This is a genomic window from Saccharothrix obliqua (genome assembly GCF_019375475.1).
Classification (GTDB): domain Bacteria; phylum Actinomycetota; class Actinomycetes; order Mycobacteriales; family Pseudonocardiaceae; genus Actinosynnema; species Actinosynnema obliqua.
This window is the reverse complement of sequence record NZ_JAHXGQ010000001.1, coordinates 868503-889983: the sequence shown is the minus strand read 5'-3', so window position 1 is coordinate 889983 and position 21481 is coordinate 868503. Positions and strand designations below refer to the sequence as shown.

Below are 21481 nucleotides of genomic sequence, written 5' to 3'. Positions count from 1 at the left end.
GGGCAGGATGGGGTCGTGGATCTCCGTTACCGACCGGTCGAAGAAGACGACAAGCTCTCCCTGGACGACACCTTCACGACGGACACCGTCTTCGAGGTCCGCGTGGAGCCGCTGGGGTTCACGCTGGTGGCCGTCCCGGTGCCGCCGTTGACCAAGGAGTACCCGCCCGACGAGGAGCCGTTGCCGGCAAGCGGTTTCGTCGCCGAGGACGACGGCGGCCTGCGGGGCTTCGTGTCGGTGGAGCCGCAGGAGTGGAACCGGCGGTTGGTGTTGCGGCAGGTGACGGTGGCGCCGTCGCACCGGGGTCGGGGCGTGGGGCGGCGGCTGGTGGAGCTGGCGTTGGAGCACGGGCGGTCGATCGGTGCGCGCACGGCGTGGCTGGAGACGTCGAACGTGAACGTCCCGGCGGTTCGGGCCTACCAGCGGATGGGGTTCACCCTGTGCGGGTTGGACACCACCCTGTACCGGGGCACGCCCGCGGAGGGTGAGATCGCCCTGTACTTCGCGAAGCAGCTCTGACCGTCGCCGCTGGCACGGGGGGGACGGCGCTCGGGCGGGCCTAATTATCAGGCAGGCTCCCTGAAAGTTACGCGCCGGCAGCCACGGCCCCCACGACCACCCCCACCAGCACAGACAAACACGCCAGTCGAGCACGGCGCTAACTATCAGGCAGGCTCCCTGAAAGTTTCACGGGGGCGACCGCCCCCAAGACCGCCCCTGCCGGCGCGAGATAGACAACTACTCGACCCACGCCCTAGCAGGGCGTGGGGTCGGGGTAGCGGCCCGCGGCGAAGGCTCCCGGCGCGACACCCATCGCCGCGCGGAACTCGGCGTTGAGGTGGGACTGGTCGTAGTAGCCGAGTTCGGCGGCCAGGTGTGCCAGCGACCCGGGACGCCCCGACGCCACCACCCGCCGGACGCGTTCCAGTCGCGCGTACTGCTTCGGCGACACACCCACCGCCTCGCGGAACAACGTCCGCAGGTGCCGTTCGCTCACGTGCAGAACACGAGCCGTCGCCGCGACGCCCAGCCCCGGCAGGACACGCGTGGCTTCGGCGACCACCGCGTCCCGAGCCGGGTCGACGTCGACGAGGCGTTCCCGCAACGCCGCCCGAAGCCCGTCGAACCCACGCCGCGCCAAACCACCCCACACGTCGCGCAACGGCACCACGGTGTCCACCAACTCGTGTGCCGACACGCCCAACACCGCCCGCGCCCGACCAGGCCGCAACCGCACCTTCCACCGCACCACGGGCACAGCCCGGTAGAACTTGCCACGCGTGCGCGGCCCCACGACGTACGCCTCCTCCGCACCCGCGCAGAACACCAGCGACGTCGCCGCGTCCGGCGCGGCGGCACGCGTGCCCGACGCCACCGACTCGACGTCCACGTCCGCCCACGTGGTCAGCTCCACACCGAACCACAACCCGCGACACCACCGGAAAAGTCCGCCTCAGCCGCTCAGCCGCCGCACGTCCGCGTAACTGGGCACCTCACCGACGGGCTCACCGTCACGCACCGCCCGCGCCGTCGCGACGGTCGCACCCAACGCGGCGCGGAACAGCAACGACCCGGTGCTCACCCGCCGCACACCCAGCTCGGCCAGCGTCCGGACGTCCCGCTGCGCCAACACGTTCAACGGCACGGGCACCGCCGCCACGACGGCCGCGATCTCCCCCTCGTCGACCAGGCCGGGCACGAACACCCCGTCCGCGCCCGCGTCGACGTACCGCAACGCCCGCTCCACGGTGCTCCCCCGGTCGACGCCCAGCCAGTGCGTGTCGACGCGCGCGTTCACGAACAGGTGCGGCGCGGCGTCCTTGCACGCCCGCACGAGCGCCGCCTGCTCCACCGGGTCGGCCAACGCCGCACCCCGACCGTCCTCGATGTTCACGCCCACCACGCCGAGGTCGGCGAGTTCCGCCGCGACTCCCCGCACGTCGCCGAAACCCGCCTCCACGTCGACCGTCACCGCCACCGGCAACCGCACGAGCCGCCGTGCCAGCGCGACGGTCTCCGCCCGCGCCACCCCCGCCGCGTCCGGCAGGCCCGCCGCGGCGGCGACGCCGAGGCTGGTCGTGCCGATCGCCGCGAACCCGGCGTCGACCAGCGCGGCGGCGGACGCGTGATCCCACGCGTTGGGCAGCACCAGCGGCGCCGGTCCGTCGTGCAGCCGGTGGAACGCGCCGGCGGTCAGCGCTTCGGCGTGCGCACGCCCCGGGCACGCGTGCCGTCCCGCGCCGAACGGCGCCCCGGTCAGCGGCACCTCCACCACCGCGCCGTCGGGCGCGACGCGCCGGGTCGCGGGCACCGGCGGCACGGCACCGGCGACCACCGCCTCCATGGCGGCGCTCGCCTGCACCAGCAGCCCGATCCGGGCGGCAGTCGGCTCGTCCCACGCCCCGCCGCACCACTCGACCAGCCGCGCCACGGCCGCGTCCGCCTCGGCGGTCACCGGGGTGTGCGGCTGGTAGCACCGCGCCACCGCCGCCACGTCGCCGACGACGACGCGTGGCAGACCCAGTTCGGCGGCGAGCTTGGCCACGGCGTGACCGGGCCGCCGCAACGCCGCGGTGTCCACCCCGGCCAGCAGGTCCTCGGCGAGCGCACGCCGCCGCGCGTGGTCGGCGCCCTCGCTGAACCGCGCCACGTGGGCACGCAGCCAGGCCACGCCGCGTGCGGCGGTCGGCACGGTCGGGACGGTGTACGCGGGGTCGAGCAGCACGTCGTGTTCCACGCGGCCAACGTAGGTCCGGGACACTTCGGCCGGGACCGAACCGTCGCGGGCGGACAATGGCGGTGTGCCCGCCGCCGAACTCGCCGAACTCGCCGCCCTGCTCGCCGACCGCACCCGCGCCGCGGTGCTGGTGGCCCTGCTGGACGGTCGCGCGTGGACGGCGGGCGAGCTGGCGCGGGCGGCGGGTGTGGCACCGCCCACGGCCAGCGCGCACCTGACCCGCCTGGTCGAGGCCGGCCTGCTGCGCGAGCACCGGCAGGGCCGCCACCGGTACGTGCGGCTGGCCGGCCCGGAGGAGGCCGCGTTGCTGGAGCACCTGCTCGCCTACGCGGGTCCCGGGCGGCCCGCGCCGACGCTGCGGGCGGCCACCGCGTCCGCCGCCCTGGCCCGCGGCCGGACCTGCTACGACCACCTGGCCGGGCGGCTCGGCGTTGCCCTCGCGGACGCCCTGGTGGCCCGCGACCTGCTCACCGCCGACCTGACCACGACACCGGCGGGCCTGGCCTGGTTCGACGCGCTGGGCGCGGACTTCACCGGGACCCGCCGCCCGGTCACGCGGGCGTGCCTGGACTGGACCGAGCGCCGACCGCACCTCGCGGGCGCGGCGGGCGCGCACCTGTGCGCCTGGCTGCACGACCGCGGCTGGGTGCGCCGCAGCGGCACGGGCCGGGCGGTCGCCGTCACCGACGACGGCCGCGTGGCGCTGGCCGACCTGCTAGGACTGGTCGCGCCGTAGCCACTCCGGCACCCACCCGGGGTCGTTCGGCGGCACGACGTCGAGCACCACGCACGTGATGTTGTCCGGCCCGCCATGCGCGTTGGCCGCCGCGATGAGCGCCCGCACGGTCTGGTCGCCGTCCGGGTCGGCGGCGAGCAGTTCGCCGATCTCCGCCGCGTCCACCACGTCGGACAGCCCGTCCGAGCAGATCAGGTACCGGTCACCCAGCTCGACCTCCTGGAAGAACAGGTCGGTGTCGTGCGCGCTGCCCGCCTGGAGCGCCCGCATCAGCATGGACCGGCCGGGGTGCGCGGCGGCCTGCTCGGCGGCCATCCGGCCGTCGTCGACCAACGCCTGCACCATGGTGTGGTCGCGGGTGATCTGGGTCACCTCACCGGCACGCACCAGGTAACACCTGGAGTCGCCGATGTGGCCGACCGCGAACCGCTCCCCGTCCCACAGCAGCGCGGTGAGCGTGGTGCCCATGCCGCGCATGTCGAAGTTCTCCTCGGCCAGGTCGGTCAGCCGGACCGCGATCTCCCGCGTCGCGCCGGCCAGCAGCTCCAGCGGGTCGTCGGCGGCGTCGACGTCCAGTTCGGCCAGCACCGCGACCGCGATCGAACTGGCCACCTCGCCGTACGCGTGACCGCCCATGCCGTCCGCGACGGCGTACAGGCGCTCGCTGAAGTACACCGAGTCCTCGTTCGCCTCACGGCGCAGCCCGGGGTCCGTCCCGATGGCGTGGCGCAGCGCATACATGCCGGATAGTGAATCACCCGCACGTGCGTCCGCGAGCAGGGCTGCCCGAATTCGTCTCACCGGGGCCGCCCGTAGAACTCGCTCAGGACGAGCATGGCGGCGCCCGCGGCGACCACGTCGTCGGCCAGCGGCGTGATCCCGACGTCCACCGGCAGGCGCATCCGGGCACGCACGCCGGCCAGGTACGCCTCGGGCGCGGCCAGCACGGCGCGGCCCGCCAGGACCACGTGGTCCACGTCCAGCAGCCGCACCAGGTCCGCCACGGCACGCCCGACGACGGACGTCGCGGCGGCCAGGTCGCCCGCACGCGCGGCCCGGTCGTGGACCGCCGCCACGCAGCCGGAACGCCCGCACGCGCAGGGCGGCCCGTCGAGCTGGGCGGTGGTGTGGCCGAACTCGCCGGCGTTGGTCCGCGCGCCGCGGTGGACGCGCCCGCCGAGCAGCAGCCCGACGCCGATGCCCGCGCCGACCAGGACCAGGACCGCGTCACGCAGCTCCTCGCCGCGCCGCCACGACTCGGCGACGATCGCCGTGGTGGTGTCCTTGTCCACCACGACCGGCAGGCCGAGGGCGCGTTCGGCGAGGTCGCGCAGCGGGACGTCGGGCCGCTCGCCGAGGGCGGTCGCGGTGCCGGTCCGGTGGTCCAGCGGCCCGACGAAGCCGACGCCGACGCCGAGCAGGCGGTCCGTGCGCATCGGCGCGACCAGGCGGACCAGCTCGCCGACGAGCGCGGCCGGGTCGGGGTCGGCGGGCAGCGGCGTGACGGCGCGGTCCAGCACGTCGCCCGCGAGATCGGTCAGCACGACCCGCAGCTCGCCGCGCTCGACCTGCGCGCCCAGCGCGAACCGGCTGCCCGCGACGAGCTTGAGCAGGGTGCGTGGTTTGCCGACGCCGACGTTGCGGGTGCCGGACTCCACCAGCAACCCGTCCGCGACGAGCCTGCCCACGACCTTGGACACCGCCTGCGGCGTCAACCCGCTGCGCTCGGCCAGTTCGCCTCTCGTCACGGTGCCGGACCGGGCGAGGCCCAGCACCACCGCGTCGTTGTATCCGCGCAGGAAGCGCAAGTTCGGCACGTCCGCATGATGGCACGGTGGGATTCGCGCAAATGGTCCCGCACAACGATTTCCCGGTTGATTCACCGATGTGGTCCGCCGTTTTCCGCGCCAGTGCGGGAAAAGGGGCCTCCCCGGCGCGCGGGAGGCCCCATCCGGTCGACCGGTCAGCAGAACGCCGCGGTCAGCAGCCGTTCCAGGCCGTCACCGCCGTCGCCGGCGTCCGGCGAGTGCGTGAAGGAAGCGGTGAGGCGGGTTTTCCCGTCACCGGTGGCGCCCATGAAGCTGGAGTAGCCGGGAATGCCACCGCCGTGGCCGTGCACCTTGACGCCGCACGGCAGTTCGGTGGTCTCGATGCCGAGCCCGTAGCCCTTGGTGAACGGCGGCGCCTTGAGCAGTTCCGCCTGCTGCGCGGGCCGCAGCAGGCGACCGGACAGCAGGGCGGTCAGGAACCGGTCCAGGTCGGCCGTGGTGGTGACGAGTTCGCCCGCCGCGTCCGCGACGGACGGGTTGAGCCGGGTCACGTCCACGACCTCGCCCGCGACCCGGTAGTAGCCGTGGGCGTGCGGGCCGTTGATTTCGGTGCGGCCGGCGGGGATCGTCGAGCCGCGCAGGCCGAGCGGCCGGAAGATCCGGTCGCGCACCGCGTCGCCGTACGGCCGGCCGGTGAGCTTCTCCACCAGCAGACCGGCGACCACGTAGTTGGTGTTGGAGTACGCCCACGCCGTGCCGGGCGGGAACTCCAGCGGGCGGGCCGCGGCGAGTGCCACGAGTTCACGCGGCTGCCACTGCTTGTAGCGGATCGTCTCGAAACCCGCCGGGTCCAGCGGCAGCGCGGCCGTGTAGTTGTACAGGCCGCTGGTGTGCTGGAGCAGGTGCCGGACGGTGATGCGGTCGCCGTCGGGCAGCAGGCCCGGCAGGTGGTCGCCCACCGGGTCGTCCAGGCCGACCCGGCCCTCGCCCGCGAGTTGCAGCACGACCGTCGACACGAACGTCTTGGTGATGCTGCCCGCGCGGAACCGGCCGTCGACCGGCACCGGCGCGGTCCCGCCCCACTCCGCGACGCCGGCGCGCGCGGTGAACCGGTCCCGCCCGTCGACCACGCGGACCTGCACGCCTAACGCGCCCTGACCGGTGATGGTGTCGGCGGCGCGCTGCACCGCCTGGCGGTCGATCCGCCCGGTCGCGGTCTGCGCGACCGCCGTGCCCCCGATGGCCAGTGCCGCCAGCCCCGCGGCGGTGACCAGCGCGATTCCCCTCTGGTACCTCAACTGTTCCTCCCGTCGGACGTCGTGGAGACCGAGTCTGGCGGGTGCCGCGGGCACCGGACGACCACCTCCGGGTGGAGTCCCGGGACGACTTCCGGAGGAGGCGACCCTGAGTGGCATTCGGGTTGTGGAAACGCTTACACAGCCCCAACCACTAGTCCGTTCGAGTGACCAAGTGGTCTAGACCTTGACCGGCAAGTGGTCTGAACCACATGTTCTTCTCAACCCTGCACTCCTTCCGTACGAGGAGCACGATGTCCAAGATCCGATGGCATCTCACAGCGCTGTTCGTGGCCGTGGCCACGATGGTGCTCGGCCTGGTCCTGGTCCCGGCCGCGAGCGGCGCCGGTGGTCTCTCCGCCACCTTCACCAAGGGATCCGACTGGGGCGCGGGATACGAGGGCAAGTACACGATCAAGAACGCCTCGTCCGCGCCGATCTCCAACTGGACCGTGGAGTTCGACCTGCCCGCCGGCCACAAGGTCGCCTCCCTGTGGGACGGCAGCTACACCACCAGCGGCCAGCACGTGACGGTGAAGAACACCTGGAACGGCAACGTCGGCGTCGGCGGCACCGTGGTCTTCGGCTTCAACGTCCAGTATTCCGGCACCTTCACCGGTCCGGCGAACTGCAAGCTGAACGGCGCGTCCTGTGACGCCGGTGGCGAGACGTCGACCAACCCCACCACCACCACGACGACGACCACCACGACCACGACGACGACCACCACGTCGACCTCCACCACGACCACGAACCCGCCCACCGGTTACAAGAACCTGGGCTACTTCGTGCAGTGGGGCGTCTACGGTCGCAACTACCACGTCAAGAACATCCACACCTCCGGCTCGGCCGCGAAGCTGACGCACATCAACTACGCGTTCGGCAACGTGACCGGTGGCCGGTGCACCGCGAACGACGACACCTACGCCGACTACGACAAGTTCTACGGCGCGGACACCAGCGTCGACGGCACGTCGGACTCGTGGGACGCGGGCGCGCTGCGCGGTAACTTCAACCAGCTGCGCAAGCTGAAGAAGATGTACCCGCACATCAAGGTGCTGTGGTCGTTCGGTGGCTGGACCTGGTCCGGTGGCTTCGGCCAGGCGGCGCAGAACCCGACCGCGTTCGCCGAGTCCTGCTACAAGCTGGTCGAGGACCCGCGCTGGGCGGACGTGTTCGACGGCATCGACATCGACTGGGAGTACCCGAACGCCTGCGGCCTGTCCTGCGACACCAGCGGCCCGGCGGCGTTCAAGAACATCTCGCAGGCCCTGCGGGCGAAGTTCGGCACCGGCAACCTGGTGACCGCGGCCATCACGGCCGACGCCAGCAACGGTGGCAAGCTCGACGTGGCCGACTACGGCGGCGCGGCGCAGTACCTCGACTGGTACAACGTCATGACCTACGACTTCTTCGGCGCCTGGGCGGCGCAGGGCCCGACGGCCCCGCACTCCCCGCTGACCTCGTACCCGGGCATCCCGCAGCAGGGCTTCAACACCGACGACGCCATCCAGAAGCTCAAGGCCAAGGGCGTCCCGGCCTCCAAGCTGCTGGTGGGCATCGGCTTCTACGGCCGCGGCTGGACCGGCGTCACGCAGTCCGCGCCGGGCGGCACGGCGACCGACGGCGCGCCGGGCACGTACGAGAAGGGCATCGAGGACTACAAGATCCTCAAGACCAAGTGCCCGGCCACCGGCACCGTCGCGGGCACCGCTTACGCGCACTGCGGCAACCAGTGGTGGAGCTACGACACCCCCGCCACGATCAACGGCAAGATGCAGTGGACCAAGCAGCAGAACCTGGGCGGCGCGTTCTTCTGGTCGCTCGACGGTGACACCACGAACGGCGAACTCGTCACCGCGATCGGCAACGGTCTGAAGAAGTAAGGCTCTACCAGCGGTACACACCCTCCACGAAAGGGCCCCTGCGGGCGTCTCCCCCGCAGGGGCCCTTTCGCCGCTCACCCCGCCGCCGACCGGACGAGTCACCTACGGGACGCCCCCGACGCCGCGCCAGGGCATGTCGTCAGGCGGCCATCGCGGGGACCCGCTCGCGCGGGGAAGACGGCGGTTGAGCAGCGGCCGTATCTATCAGGCAGGCTCCCTGAAAGTTTCCGCCAGCACCAACTTTCAGGCAGGCTCCTTGAAAGTTCCGTGGGTGAGGGCAGCTCCTAGCCCAGCGGGCCGCGCACGCGCAACAACGCCCCGCCCTCGAACGAAGCCTCCACCGGCTTGTCCGACCAGTCGGCCACCTCGTCCCCGGCATCCGGGTCCAGGTGCTCGCCGACACCCATCGCGGTCACGACCTCCGCGCCGGGCACCACCTCGTGCAGGTCCGCCAGGTGCATGGCGGCGTCGAGCAGGTTGTCCAGGCTGTCCGGCTCCTGCCCGCCCTCCGGCGGCACCCAGCCGTCGGCCGCGGCGGCGGCCAGCAGTCGGGGCACGTCGTGGACGTGGATCTCCAGCAGGTTCGTCAACCGGAACACCGGCCCGCTCAGCTCCGCCAAGCGCGCGCCGGCCGGGGTGTGCGCCTCGCTGTCGCGCGGGACGGGCGAGCGGTCGACCTCGTCCCACGGCACGGCCGCCGCTCCGGAAATCGGCCAGTGCGCGCCGTACACCCGGTCCAAAGCCTGCCGGAACGACGAGCCGGGCACCCGCGGCAACGCCTCGGCGACCCGCCGCGCCTCGGCGTCCAGCACATCACCGCGCCCACCGCGCGCCGCCTCGGCCAGGACGCTCGCCGCCCGGTGCGCCAGCAGCCGGTCGTCGCACGTCAGCACCGCGTGCAGGGACGGCGCGAACCCGTCGTGGGACACCAGCGCCAGCACCCGGCTGCCCTCCGCGCCGTGCTCGCAGAAGAAGTCGCGGGGGAAACCGAATTCGGTGGACACGGGTGACGACCTCCACAGCGGTTGCGCACCGGGCCGGGGCGCTCGGGACAGGGCGGGACGCCGGCTACCCCCGGCGGGAGGACCGGCCGAGCGGCCGGTCCGTGTCGTCACACCGACATTACACGGACCGGCTCGTCGGGTCGCGCGGGAAAACGCCTACAGGGTCAGGCTCCACGAGTCGAGGTAGCCGCTGTCCGAGGAGTAGAGGTCCTGGACCTTCAACTGCCACGCGCCGTTGCGGGCCTCGCTCGACACGTCGACGGTGTAGGTGGTGTCGATGTTGTCGCCCGAGTCGCTGCTCGACGGCTTCAACCGGTACGCGGAACCGTCCGGCGCGACCAGGTCGATCGTCAGGTCACCGCGGTAGGTGTGCTTGATGTGCACCTCCACCTGCGTGGTGGCGGACGCGTTGGCCGTGCAGTTCGCGACGGTGATGGCGCTCGTGACGGCCGCGCCGGCGTCCGGGATCCGGACGTCGTCGTCGTTGGTGACCTTCGGGCAACCCTGGGGCGCGCCGCCGTACGGGTTCGCCGCCTTCTTGGCCGAGTACATCAACATCGACTTCGTCTTCGGCCAGAACGTCGAGTCCTGGCACGAGTACGCCGGGAAGAACCCGCTGCACGCACCCGACGAAGGACCGACCTCCCACACGAACGACGCCACGCCCAGGTCGTCGTACACCCAGTCGTCCGTCGCACCCGCCGCGTTGTACAGCACCTCGCCCGGCTGCCCGTACTGCCAGCCACCGGCCAGCGAAGCCATGTCACGCGCCATCCCGCGCAGCGCGGCGTCGTTGCCGGTCCGGTACTGCGTCGTCCAACCCCACGGGAACAGCACCAGGTTCGAGTAGCTGTGCATGGAGATCACGACACCCGTGGTGTCGGCGGGCGCGGCGTCGGTGTTGCCGGGACCGCGGCGGTCCTTGTACAGGTTGCGCCACAACGATTGCAGCGCACGCGTCTCGGCCTCGGAGTTCGCCGACGGGCCCTTGTAGCTCTGGTCGCACGGGTTGGGCGACGTGCCCTCGCCACCCCAGTGCGAGTCGGTGTTGCGGTTGAGGTCGATGCCGACGTGCGACGACGACGTGCCCGAGCAGTTGGACCCGTTGGTGGTGTTGGCGTTCTTGCGCTGGTAGCGCGGCGAGTTCCCGCCCTGCTGCACGATGTTCACGCCGTCCGGGTTCGCGATCGGCACCACCCACACCTCGGTGGTGTCGAGCAGGGCCGTCACCTCGGCGTCGCGGCCGTAACCCTGGAGCAGGTGGTCGATCCACCGGTACGCAACGTCGCCCGTGGTGATCTCACGGGCGTGCAACTGGCCCATCACGAAGAACCGCGGCTTGGGCGCGTTCGGGGTGAGCGCGCAGTCGCCCGCGTTCTTCTTGGTGATGCAGATGGCACGCAGGTCGTACCCGCCCGCGCCCTGGGACTTCTTCCACGAGTCGCCGTAGTCGACCACCTGCGTCAGCTCCGGGCGCTGGGAGGCCACGGCGTCCAGGTGCGCCCACTGCGCGTTGATCGTCCGGTAGCCGCCGTAGTAGGTCTCCTCGAGCGCACCGGCGTCGAGTGACTGGGACTTGCGGGACGGCGGCGTCCACTGCGGCGCGGGCAGCACCTCGTCGACGGTGGCGGTGAAGCCCTCGCCGGTCAGCTTCCCGCCGGTGGTGGAATCGCCGAGCACGAACAGGAAATCGCCCTCGCGCTGTTCCAGCACGTCGTACCCGCGGCCCAGCAGGGTCTGGGCGGCTTGGCCGAGCGGTGCGCGCACCTTGTAGACGTAGGTCGGTCCGGGTTGGACGACGGGCGCCTCGGGTGCGGGACCCGCGGTGCCGGGGATGCCGCCGTTGACGACGGCGGCGGCCGTGACACCCGCTAACGCCAGTGTCACGAGGGAACGTCTGGTCGATCTCACGGTGGGTTCCTCCAATGCAGGGATGATCAGGAGGATGACGGTTCGCGAGGTCGGTGCACACCCTCCGACCGGCCGTAACCGGGGCGTCACGGGCGGGCGCTGTGCCGGGCGCACCACGCCGGAACCGTCATCCGGCGCAAGGCGCTGCCCATCCCGGCTCAGCCCCGGCGCAACCGCCGATCCAGCGCGGTGTGGCGGCGGCCCGCGCCCACCGTGCGCACGGCCTGCCCGATGGCTTTCCGGGAACCCACCAGCACGACCAGCTTCTTGGCCCGGGTGACCGCCGTGTAGAGCAGGTTGCGCTGCAACATCATCCAGGCGCTGGTCGTGATTGGGATGACGACACAGGGGTACTCACTGCCCTGTGAGCGATGAATCGTCATGGCGTAGGCGTGGGTCAGTTCGTCGAGTTCGCCGAACTCGTAGTCGACGTCCTCGTCCTCGTCCGTCCGCACCGTCAGTTTCTGGTCCACGACGTCGATCGCGGTGACGACGCCCAGCGTGCCGTTGAAAACCCCGTTCGCGCCCTTGTCGTAGTTGTTCCGGATCTGGGTGACCTTGTCCCCCACCCGGAACACGCGTCCGCCGAACCTGCGCTCGGGCACGTTCTGGGCGGCCGGGGTGAGGGCTTCCTGCAACACGGCGTTCAACGCGCCGGCACCGGCCGCACCGCGGTGCATCGGCGCGAGCACCTGCACGTCCGTGCGCGGGTTGAGCCCGAACTTGCGGGGGATGCGGTTGGCCACCACGTCCACGGTGAGCGACGCGGCCTCCTCCGCCTCCTCCACGGGGAACAGGAAGAAGTCCGCCATGCCCTGCACCTGCGGGTAGTCGCCGGCGTTGATGCGGTGCGCGTTGGTGACGACGCCGGACTGCTGCGCCTGCCGGAAGATGTGCGTCAAGCGGACGTTCGGCACGGGTCCGCCGTCGGCCAGCACGTCGCGCAGCACCTCGCCCGCGCCCACCGACGGCAACTGGTCGACGTCGCCCACCAGCAGCAGGTGCGCACCCGGCGCGACCGCCTTGACCAGCTTGTTGGCCAGCAACAGGTCCAACATGGACGCTTCGTCCACCACCACCAGGTCCGCGTCCAGCGGGTGGTCGCGGTCGTAGGCGGGATCGCCACCGGGCCGCAGTTCCAGCAGGCGGTGCACGGTGCGGGCCTCGTGGCCGGTCAGCTCGGTGAGGCGCTTCGCGGCCCGGCCGGTGGGCGCGGCGAGCACCACCTTGGCGTTCTTGGCCGTGGCGAGCCGCACGATGGACCGGACGGTGAAGCTCTTGCCGCAGCCCGGTCCGCCGGTGAGCACGGCCACCTTGCTGGTGAGCGCCAACCGCACCGCTTCGCGTTGCTTCTCCTCCAGGGACGCGCCGAGCCACGCGAACGCGCGGTCCCAGTCGACACCGGCGAACGCGGGCATCCGCTCGTCGTCGGTGGCCAGCAGGCGGCGCAGCTGCGCGGCGAGCGACACCTCCGCCCGGTGGAACGGGACCAGGTAGATCGCGGGCTCGTCGTCGTCCACCACCTCGCGCACCACGCCCTCCTCCGCCACCAGCTCGGCGAGGCAGTCGATGACGAGGCCGGCGTCCACCTGGAGGATCTTCACGGCCTCGCCGATGAGCTGGTTCTCCGGCAGGTAGCAGTCGCCGTTGCCGGTGGCCTCGGACAACGTGAACTGGAGACCCGCCTTCACCCGCTGCGGGCTGTCGTGCGGGATGCCGACGGCTTTCGCGATGGTGTCGGCGGTGCGGAAGCCGATGCCCCACACGTCCGAGGCCAGGCGGTACGGCTCCTCGCGCACGACGTCGATGGACTTGTCCGCGTACTGCTTGTAGATCCGCACCGCGAGTGACGTGGACACGCCGACGCCCTGGAGGAACAGCATGACCTCCTTGATCGCCTTCTGCTCCTCCCAGGCGGCGGCGATCATCCTGGTGCGCTTCGGCCCCAGCTTGGGCACCTCGACGAGCCGTTCCGGCTGCTGCTCGATGACGTCCAGCGCGGTCACGCCGAAGTGCGTGACGATCCGGTCCGCGAGCACCGGCCCGATGCCCTTGATCAGCCCCGACCCGAGGTAGCGGCGGATGCCTTGGATCGTGGCGGGCAGCACGGTCGTGTAGTCGTCGACGTGGAACTGCTTGCCGTACTGGGGGTGCGAGCCCCACCGGCCACGCATCCGGATCGACTCGCCGGGTTGCGCGCCGAGCAACGCGCCCACCACCGTCACCAGGTCGCCACCGCGCCCGGTGTCCACCCGCGCCACGGTGTAACCGGTCTCCTCGTTGGCGAACGTGATCCGCTCCAGCACCGCTTCCAGGACCGCCTCCGCCACAGCGGCCACCCTAGCCCGCGGCCCGGACGGCTCCACAGGACGTTCACAACTCGCGCCGGACCTCTCCACCGGTCCCGCATAGGGTCGGTCGCATGACACGTCGGGTACTGGTGGTGGAGGACGACCTCACCATCGCCTCTTCCGTGGCCGCTCGGCTGCGGGCCGAGGGGTTCGAGGTGGACCTCGCGCACGACGGGCCGTCCGCCGTGGCCAAGGCCGCCGGCGCGGACCTGCTCGTGCTGGACGTGATGCTGCCCGGCTTCGACGGCCTGGAGGTGTGCCGCCGGGTGCAGGCCACCCGGCCGGTGCCGGTGCTGATGCTCACCGCGCGCGGCGACGAGACCGACCTGCTGGTGGGGCTCGCGGTCGGCGCGGACGACTACCTGACCAAGCCGTTCTCCATCCGGGAGCTGGCGGCGCGGGTGCACGCGCTGCTGCGGCGGGTGGAGCGGTCCGCCGCGCCGTCCAGCCGGATCACCGTGGCCGACCTGGAGATCGACCTGGCCGAGCGGCGGGTGACCCGCAACGGCGAGGAGGCGCACCTCACACCGACCGAGTTCGAGCTGCTGGTGCACCTCGCCGAGCGACCGCGTGCCGTGCAGTCGCGGGAGCGGTTGCTCAGCGAGGTGTGGGGGTGGCACGACGGCACCGGGACGCGGACCGTGGACAGCCACATCAAGGCGTTGCGGCGCAAGCTGGGCACCGACCTGATCCGGACCGTGCACGGCGTCGGGTACGCGCTGGAGGCCCCGCGATGAGCACGCGGTCCGCGTTCGACGCGGCGATGGAGTTCCTGCCGCGACCCCTGGACGCCGTGCGGTCGATCAAGCTGAAGCTCGGCATCCTGCTGGTGTCGTCGGGTGCGGTGGGTTTCGCCTACTTCTGGTCCCAGATCGGCTGGCTGCCGGTCGGCACCACGACCGGCGCGTTGTTCGCCGCGCTGGCCACGTCCCAGGTGCTGGCGCACGGCATGACGAAACCGCTGCGCGAGATGACCGCCGCCGCGCGGGCCATGCGCCGCGGCGACTACAGCCGACGCGTGCGGGCCACCGCGCGGGACGAGGTCGGCGAGCTGGCGGGCGCGTTCAACCAGATGGCGGCCGACCTGGCGGCGGCGGATCGGCAGCGGCGGGAGCTGATCGCTAACGTCTCGCACGAGTTGCGCACGCCGATCACCGCGTTGCAGAACGTGTTGGAGAACGTCGTGGACGGCGTTGCCCCGCCGGACGCGACGACGATGCGCACGGCGCTCGCGCAGACCGAGCGGCTGGGTCGCCTGGTCACGGAGTTGCTGGACCTGTCGCGGATCGACGCCGGCGCGCACCGGCTGGAACTGGCCGAGTTCCCCCTCGCGCCGCTGCTGGAGGAGGTGGTGGCGGAAGCCGCGGTGGCCGCCCGGGGGGTGCGGTTCACCGTGGACGTCCGACCCGCCGCCGTCGCGGCCGTGGCCGACCGCGCCCGCCTGCACCAGGTCCTGGTGAACCTGGTGGACAACGCGGCGCGCCACGGCCCGGCCGGCGGTGAGGTCCGCGTGTCGGCCCGCCGCGCCGGCCCGGACGTCGTGCTGGAGGTCGCCGACGACGGTCCGGGCATCGCCCCGGAGGACCGGGAGCGCGTGTTCGAGCGGTTCACCCGGGGTGAGCGGGCGGCAGGCGGGGGCACCGGCCTCGGCCTCAACATCGCCCGCTGGATCGTCGACCTGCACGGGGGGACCATCGCGGTGGTGGACGCGCCGGGCTGCCTGATCCGCGCCACCCTGCCCGCCGTTCCCCGCACCTGACCCTTACACACCCCCGACCCGGCGACCAGGCGTCGCGCGGGCAGCCCGTCCACCCCTCCTCTCGTCTTGCCCTGTCCCGTCTTCTCGCCCCGCCGCAGCCCGCCGGGTCCGGTTCCTGAAGGAGTTCCTGTGTCAGAAGGGGTTTCCACACCCGCGTCCGCCAACCGCGTCCTGCTCACGGGTGCCGGTGCGGGAATCGTGGCAGCCGCGGTGGCGCCGTTCGACGTGCCCGGCGTGGGTTGGCCGTTGCTGGCCGTGGTGGTGTTCGCACTGCTTCGCCGGGTCCGCTGGGGATGGGCGGTGTTGTCCGTGCTGCTGTTCGGCACCGGTGCGCTGGTGGCCGCCGAGTGGCTGTTCGCGTTGTGCGCCTTGGCCGGGGCGGCGGCCGGGTCGTTGGCGGTGGCCGGTGGTCGCACGGCGCGCGGGGTGTTCTTCGGCGCGGTCGCGGTGCCGGTGGCGGCGGTGCGGGCGTTGCCGTGGTTGGCACGCGGGTTGCGCTCCAGCGGCGGCCCGAAGCTGGCCCGGCCCGTGGTGGTGACCCTGTTGCTGCTGCTCGTCTTCGTGCCGCTGCTGGCCGGTGCGGACGCGGCGTTCGCAGGCGTGTTGGGTTCGGCCGTGCCGCAGGGTTCGGCTGTGCCGACAGCGGTGTTGTTCGTGTCGGTGGGCGTAGGTGTGGTGGCGTGCCTGTACTTGCTGGAGCGCCGGCCGGCCGAGGACGGCGTTTCGGTGCTGCCGAGGACTTTCCAACGTCGCGACTGGGCACTCCCGGTGGGCGCGCTGGTCGTCCTGTTCGCGGGATTCGTGGCCGTGCAGGTGACCGCCATCCTCGGCGGCGACGCGTACGTGCTCCGCACCGCGGGCCTCACGTACGCGGAGTACGCGCGGCGCGGGTTCTGGCAGCTGCTGGCGGTTACCGTGCTGACGCTGGGGGTGGTCGCCGTCGCAGCGCGTTTCGCACGGGTCGAGTCGCCCGCCGACCGGGGTTGGCTGCGAGCGTTGCTCGGCGCGTTGTGCGGGTTGACGTTGGTGATAGTGGTGTCCGCCCTCGCCCGGATGTGGTTCTACCAGCAGGCTTACGGGTTCACCGTGCTGCGCGTGCTGGTCGCGGCGTGCGAGTTGTGGCTCGGGGTGGTGTACCTGCTGGTGCTGGTGGCCGGAGTGCGGTTGCGGGGCCGGTGGCTGGCCAGGGCCGTCGTCGGGACGGGTTTCGCGGCGCTGCTCGGGTTGGCGTTGCTCAACCCGGACCGGTTCATCGCCGAGCGGAACATCGCGCGGTGGCAGGACTCCGGCCGTATCGACACCGCGTACCTGAGCCGACTGTCCGACGACGCCATCCCCGCCATCGCCACCCTGCCGGACGACCTGCGGAGTTGCGCACTGCGCGACCGAGTCGTCACCGAAGGCGGATGGAGGGAGTGGAACCTCGCGCGAGCGGAGGCCCGAGACGTGCTGGCTTCGCTCCCACGGGCGCGATGCGAGCGCTGACACGCTCCGCGCAGCGATCCTCCGTGTCCCCGCTCTCCCGCCACCTCCCCGCGGGCCATCCCCGCCCTTCGGCGCAGGCCGGTTGACGGCGAAACTTTCAGGGAGCCTTCCTGATAGTTTCCCGAGGGCCGCCCCTCGGTCAGCGGATTATCTTTCAGGGAGCCTGCCTGAAAGTTTCGCGTCTGCGGATCTATCAGGCAGGCTCCCTGAAGGTTTCGCCGCGGCCGATCGACTACCGGCCGGCGGTCGCCGCCTGCGTGCCGCCTCGCCGGCGAGCGCTGATTGGCCACCGCGGTCACCGCTGGCCGCGACCCACTGCTTCCGCGCTCCTCCGCGATCCACGACACATCGGCCGACGGACACGGCGGGGTCGCAGGCAGCGGATGACGGGCTGCGGGCACCACGTGGCGCGCGGTCGGCGCGTGACGGGCCGCACGCGGCAGATGGCGGCCGACGGACACGGCGGGCTGCGGGCAGCGCGCGGTCGGCGGCGCGTGGCGGATGGCAGGCAGTGGCGAGTGGCGGGCGGTGGCGTGAGTCGGGACACGAATGGGTGACTGGCCGCACGGGTACCAGACGGGTTCCCGACTCCATGGAGGTGTGTCAGTGCTCGTCGCGGTTCTCACGTTCGCCGGATCGGTGCTCGTGGCGTTGGTGGCCGTGACCCTGATCCACCGCGGGGTGCGGCGGATCGGGCGGCGGTCCGCTTTGTTCGCCGGGTTGGCCACCCATGCGCACAAGCCGGCGCTCGTGGTGGCCGTCCTGGTGGCCGTGCAGTTCTCCCTCGGGGTGGCGGCGAGCGGGGAGTGGCGGCCGGTCGCGTTGCACGCCGTGGGTGTGGCGCTGATCCTCGCCGGCGCGTGGCTGCTCGCCGCGCTGCTGGTGGTGGCGGAGGACGCGACGCTCGCCCGCATCCGGGTGGACGTCTCGGACAACCGGCACGCGCGCCGCGTCCACACGCAGATCACCCTGGTCCGCCGGGTCACGGTGGTCGTGGTGAGCGTGCTGGCGGCGGCGGCCGTGTTGATGACGTTCCCGGGCGCTCGGGCGGCGGGCACGAGTCTGCTCGCCTCGGCCGGTGTCATCGGCGCGATCGCCGCGCTGGCGGCGCAGTCGTTGCTGGGCAACGTGTTCGCGGGCGTCCAGATCGCGTTCTCGGACGCGCTCCGGCTGGACGACGTGGTGGTGGTCGAGGAGCAGTGGGGCCGCGTCGAGGACATCACCCTGACCTACGTCGTCGTGCACCTGTGGGACGACCGGCGGCTGATCCTGCCCACCGCGTACTTCCTGAAGACCCCCTTCGAGAACTGGACGCGTACCCAGTCCGCCCTGCTCGGCACGGTCGAGCTGGACCTCGACTGGACCGTGCCGGTGGAGGACCTGCGGCAGGAGCTGCGGCACGCCCTGGAGACCTGCGACCTGTGGGACCAGCGGGTCTGCGTGCTCCAGGTGACCGGCGCGGTCGGCGCGTTGGTGCGCGTGCGCGCTCTGGTCAGCGCGACCGACGCCGGACGCCTGTGGGACCTGCGGTGCGTCGTGCGGGAACACCTCGTGGCGTGGGTGCGGTCGCAGCACCCGGGTGCGTTGCCGCAGGTCCGGGTGCGTGACCTGCCACGCGGCGGCACGCATGGCGACGTGCCCGCGTCCGGCTCGGACAACCGCGTGTTCGGTGACAGCCCGGACGGCGAGGAACGCGTCCAGGCGTTCTCCGGCCCGGACGCAACCCCGCGCCCGACCTGATCCGTCCTCCGACCGGGGGCCTGTCACGCGGGAGGGTTGCCGGTGAAGAGGATCGCGCTGGTGGTGATGTGCTTGTTGGCCGCGGGGTGCGGACGTCCGGTGGAGACGGGAACGGCACCCGTCGGGATCGCGACGCTGTCCTCCCCGCCGAGGGTCGTGGAGGCACCGGTGCCGGCCAAGCTCAGTCCGCACGGCCAGGACGTGCTGGAACGCGCCCGGCGCTCGGGCGTCGACACGATCTCCCTGGTGATCTCCGCGGAGACGGGTGCGACCGAACGCGTCGTAACGGCGTTGCGCGAGCGGGGCGCGACCGTGGAGGCGTCCGACGCGTCCATCGGCTACGTGCGGGTGAACGTGCCGATCCCGGACGTCAAGTGGGTACTGGCCGTCGACGGCGTGCGGCAGGTGGACGTGGACGAGCCGATCGGCCTGCCCGACCCGACGCCGTGAGTTGCCGGTTCGGCAAAAATCTTTGCCGTGGCACCCGACCCGCGCGCATGGTGTCGGCGTGACCGAGAAGCTTGAAGAACGCTATGACGTGGTGGTGGTCGGCGGCGGGGCCGCGGGGCTGAACGGTGCGCTGATGCTCGCGCGGTCGCGGCGGTCCGTGGTCGTGGTCGACTCCGGTTCGCCGCGCAACGCGCCTGCCGAGGCGGTGCACGGCCTGTTCGCCCGGGACGGCGTGCCGCCCGCCGAGTTGCTGGAGCGTGGCCGGGCCGAGGTGCGGTCGTATGGCGGTCAGGTGGTGCATGGCGAGGTCGTCGGCGCGGAGCGGGTCGAGGACGGGTTCGCGGTGACTTTGGCGGACGGCCGCGCGATGCGAGCCCGTCGGCTGCTCGTGACGACCGGGCTCGTGGACGAGTTGCCGGACGTGGCCGGGCTGCGCGAGCGCTGGGGTCGCGACGTGCTGCACTGCCCGTACTGCCACGGGTGGGAGGTCCGGGACCGGGCGATCGGCGTGCTGGCCACGGGGCCGATGTCGGTGCACCAGGTCTTGCTGTTCCGGCAGCTCAGCGAGGACGTCGTGTACTTCGCCCACCGGACGGCGCTGTCCGCCGAGGACGCCGCGAAGCTCGCCGCCCGCGGCGTGCGGGTGGTGGTCGGCGAGGTGGCGGGCCTGGAGCTGGGTGACGACTGGATCCGCGGCGTGCGCTTGGCCGACGACAGCGTCGTGCCGCGTGAGGTGGTCGCGGTGGCGACCCGGATGGTCGCGCGTGACGGTTTCCTCGCGGGCCTCGGGTTGCGCGCGGTGGACCACCCGTCCGGGATGGGCGTGCACGTGCCGGTGGACGCCGCGGGCCGGACCGACGTGCCCGGCGTGTGGGCGGCGGGCAACGTGACGGACCTCAGTGCGCAGGTGGGTGCTTCGGCGGCGGCCGGTGCGCACGCGGGTGCGCAGATCAACGCGGACCTGGTGGTGGAGGAGGCGGAGCGCGCGGTGGCGCGGCACCCGGCCTGATCGGTCAGCCCTCGTCCAGCGGTGCGGCGTGGTGGCCCGCGGTGGCGGCCAGGTCGACCACTTCTCGCACGTGATCGACCGGGACGAGGGTCAGCGGGTAGCAGTCCGACTCGATGTCCAGCACCACCAGGGCCGTGCCCAGCGCGCGGAGCCGGCGGCCGGCGGCCCGGAGGAAGTCGTAGGTCGGCACGTGGGTGTCGGTCTCACCCACCCAACCCCACTCCGCCGGCGCGGAGCGGAGGGCCTTGAGCTGGGCCACGACTTCCGCCGGGTCTTCCTTCCAGTCGACTTCGGCGAGCAGGCCGTGGTCGGTCAGCGCGTCCACCAGCGCGATCCACGCGAGTCCGGGGATCGGCTCGTCGATGCGCCGCTCGTCGAGCTGGTCGGCGTGGGCGCGCACGAACTCCGCCGGTTCGTCGTGCGCGCTCAACACCCGCTTGCCGACGTCCGGTGCGTCGGGCGCGAGCAGTTCGGCCAGTGCGGCCAACGCGGTCCGGACGTTCGACATGTGCTCCCCCGGGGGTTTCGACGGCATCCGCCGAGACCTTAACCGCGGGGTCCGACAACTCAGGCCGGGCTGGGCAGGTCCTCCTCCTCGAACACCTGCCGGACCTCGACCTCGATCTCCTCGAACAGGTCGGCGTAGGTGTGGGCGAAGGCGACCGCCTCGTCCTTGTTGCGGGCGTTGATCAGCGCGAACCCGCCGATGATCTCCTTGGTCTCGGTGAACGGGCCGTCGCTGGCCGTGATGCCCGCGCCGCGTTCCTTGCGGACCCGTGCGCCCTTCGCGGAGGGGTGCACGCCCTCGGCGGTGATCAGGATGCCCTTCTTGATGGCGTCCTGGATGAACGCGCCCATCCGTTCGATGAACTCGGGGCTGGGGTTCAGCGTCTCGGGGGCGTTCTCGTCGTGCCGGTGCATCAGCAGAAACCGCATGGTCACTCCTCCTGGTGTCCCTCGGGCCGGGGTCCGGTTCGCCCGGACGGGTCAACCGGCCTCTACCTGTGCGTCGAACGGGGACACCCCAGGATCGACATGCGTGCTCCGACGATTTTGACGGCCGGCCGATGATGCTCGCCGAGCAGGTGGCGCTACCGCACAGCCCCGTGTGGCCGGTCGGCAACCAGCCTCGTCCGCGGCTGGCCCTCGCCAGGCAGGGCAGCCGGTGGACAGCGCGCCGGGCGGTCGGTGGCGGTCGGTCGACGCAGCACGCCTTGTGCCGCCCGGAGCGCGAGGCCGGGCGGCCCGCCTTATCTATCAGGCAGGCTCCCTGAAAGATAAGGCGGGAAGTTTCTTTCAGGCAGGCTCCCTGAAAGTTTCCGGGGCCGGAGGGCTCGGGGCCGGAGGGC

General features: G+C 72.1%; 19 protein-coding genes. 9 read left to right on the top strand and 10 right to left on the bottom strand.

What is annotated here, in order from left to right:
- Window positions 1–15 precede the first annotated feature (15 nt).
- Window positions 16–519 (top strand): GNAT family N-acetyltransferase, encoded by a 504-nt coding sequence (locus KZQ38_RS04340; protein ID WP_219438568.1) that lies wholly within the window; start codon window positions 16–18, stop codon window positions 517–519.
- 235 nt (window positions 520–754) lie between these two features.
- On the opposite strand, the gene KZQ38_RS04335 is transcribed toward KZQ38_RS04340, so the two are convergent.
- Both KZQ38_RS04335 and KZQ38_RS36905 read right to left on the bottom strand, forming a co-directional pair.
- Entirely contained in the window at window positions 755–1426 is a 672-nt protein-coding gene (locus KZQ38_RS04335) for a helix-turn-helix domain-containing protein (RefSeq protein ID WP_219438566.1), read from the bottom strand.
- A gap of 27 nt (window positions 1427–1453) precedes the next feature.
- The gene (locus KZQ38_RS36905) at window positions 1454–2737 is read right to left on the bottom strand and encodes an isocitrate lyase/PEP mutase family protein (RefSeq protein WP_308258232.1); all 1284 of its coding nucleotides are present in this window, start codon (window positions 2735–2737) and stop codon (window positions 1454–1456) included.
- Window positions 2738–2801: 64 nt separating this feature from the next.
- Here KZQ38_RS36905 and KZQ38_RS04325 point away from each other — a divergent pair, with 64 nt between their 5' ends.
- A complete protein-coding gene (locus KZQ38_RS04325; protein WP_219438564.1) occupies window positions 2802–3473 on the top strand; it encodes an ArsR/SmtB family transcription factor in 672 nt (223 codons plus the stop codon).
- Here the strand turns inward: KZQ38_RS04325 and KZQ38_RS04320 are convergent.
- From KZQ38_RS04320 to KZQ38_RS04310, 3 genes are all read right to left on the bottom strand, one after another.
- Window positions 3453–4214, bottom strand: coding sequence for a PP2C family protein-serine/threonine phosphatase (locus KZQ38_RS04320; RefSeq protein ID WP_219438562.1), 762 nt, complete (start codon window positions 4212–4214; stop codon window positions 3453–3455). The genes KZQ38_RS04325 and KZQ38_RS04320 overlap by 21 nt on opposite strands.
- Before the next feature lie 56 nt (window positions 4215–4270).
- Window positions 4271–5290, bottom strand: a complete 1020-nt coding sequence (locus KZQ38_RS04315) for an ROK family transcriptional regulator (RefSeq protein ID WP_219438560.1) — start codon at window positions 5288–5290, stop codon at window positions 4271–4273.
- 146 nt (window positions 5291–5436) lie between these two features.
- On the bottom strand, window positions 5437–6540 hold the full coding sequence (locus KZQ38_RS04310) for a serine hydrolase domain-containing protein (protein ID WP_257900594.1): 1104 nt from the start codon (window positions 6538–6540) through the stop codon (window positions 5437–5439).
- 251 nt (window positions 6541–6791) lie between these two features.
- On the opposite strand from KZQ38_RS04310, the gene KZQ38_RS04305 reads away from it, so the two are divergent.
- A complete protein-coding gene (locus tag KZQ38_RS04305; RefSeq protein ID WP_219438556.1) occupies window positions 6792–8423 on the top strand; it encodes a glycosyl hydrolase family 18 protein in 1632 nt (543 codons plus the stop codon).
- Between the two features lie 284 nt (window positions 8424–8707).
- Here KZQ38_RS04305 and KZQ38_RS04300 read toward each other — a convergent pair whose 3' ends face one another.
- The 3 genes from KZQ38_RS04300 to recD2 form a co-directional block, all read right to left on the bottom strand.
- Window positions 8708–9427, bottom strand: a complete 720-nt coding sequence (locus KZQ38_RS04300) for a hypothetical protein (protein WP_219438554.1) — start codon at window positions 9425–9427, stop codon at window positions 8708–8710.
- A gap of 156 nt (window positions 9428–9583) precedes the next feature.
- Complete coding sequence (locus KZQ38_RS04295) at window positions 9584–11314, bottom strand: M14 family zinc carboxypeptidase (RefSeq protein WP_308258231.1); 1731 nt, start codon at window positions 11312–11314, stop codon at window positions 9584–9586.
- A 182-nt stretch (window positions 11315–11496) separates the two neighbouring features.
- Window positions 11497–13668 (bottom strand): SF1B family DNA helicase RecD2, encoded by a 2172-nt coding sequence (gene recD2 / locus KZQ38_RS04290; RefSeq protein WP_219438552.1) that lies wholly within the window; start codon window positions 13666–13668, stop codon window positions 11497–11499.
- Between the two features lie 92 nt (window positions 13669–13760).
- Between recD2 and KZQ38_RS04285 the strand changes: the two genes are divergently transcribed.
- The 6 genes from KZQ38_RS04285 (at window position 13761) to KZQ38_RS04260 (ending at window position 20132) form a co-directional block, all read left to right on the top strand.
- On the top strand, window positions 13761–14426 hold the full coding sequence (locus KZQ38_RS04285) for a response regulator transcription factor (protein ID WP_219438549.1): 666 nt from the start codon (window positions 13761–13763) through the stop codon (window positions 14424–14426).
- Window positions 14423–15448 (top strand): HAMP domain-containing sensor histidine kinase, encoded by a 1026-nt coding sequence (locus KZQ38_RS04280; RefSeq protein ID WP_219438547.1) that lies wholly within the window; start codon window positions 14423–14425, stop codon window positions 15446–15448. Before KZQ38_RS04285 ends, KZQ38_RS04280 begins: the two co-directional genes overlap by 4 nt.
- Before the next feature lie 129 nt (window positions 15449–15577).
- Window positions 15578–16933, top strand: a complete 1356-nt coding sequence (locus tag KZQ38_RS04275) for a DUF4153 domain-containing protein (RefSeq protein ID WP_308258230.1) — start codon at window positions 15578–15580, stop codon at window positions 16931–16933.
- A 606-nt stretch (window positions 16934–17539) separates the two neighbouring features.
- The gene (locus tag KZQ38_RS04270) at window positions 17540–18673 is read left to right on the top strand and encodes a mechanosensitive ion channel family protein (RefSeq protein WP_308258229.1); all 1134 of its coding nucleotides are present in this window, start codon (window positions 17540–17542) and stop codon (window positions 18671–18673) included.
- Between the two features lie 42 nt (window positions 18674–18715).
- On the top strand, window positions 18716–19123 hold the full coding sequence (locus tag KZQ38_RS04265; protein ID WP_219438543.1) for a hypothetical protein: 408 nt from the start codon (window positions 18716–18718) through the stop codon (window positions 19121–19123).
- A 58-nt stretch (window positions 19124–19181) separates the two neighbouring features.
- Entirely contained in the window at window positions 19182–20132 is a 951-nt protein-coding gene (locus KZQ38_RS04260) for an NAD(P)/FAD-dependent oxidoreductase (protein ID WP_219438541.1), read from the top strand.
- 4 nt (window positions 20133–20136) lie between these two features.
- Here the strand turns inward: KZQ38_RS04260 and KZQ38_RS04255 are convergent, their stop codons facing one another.
- Window positions 20137–20667, bottom strand: a complete 531-nt coding sequence (locus tag KZQ38_RS04255; protein WP_219438539.1) for a DUF6630 family protein — start codon at window positions 20665–20667, stop codon at window positions 20137–20139.
- A 32-nt stretch (window positions 20668–20699) separates the two neighbouring features.
- A complete protein-coding gene (locus KZQ38_RS04250; protein ID WP_219438537.1) occupies window positions 20700–21068 on the bottom strand; it encodes a YciI family protein in 369 nt (122 codons plus the stop codon).
- Window positions 21069–21481 lie beyond the last annotated feature (413 nt).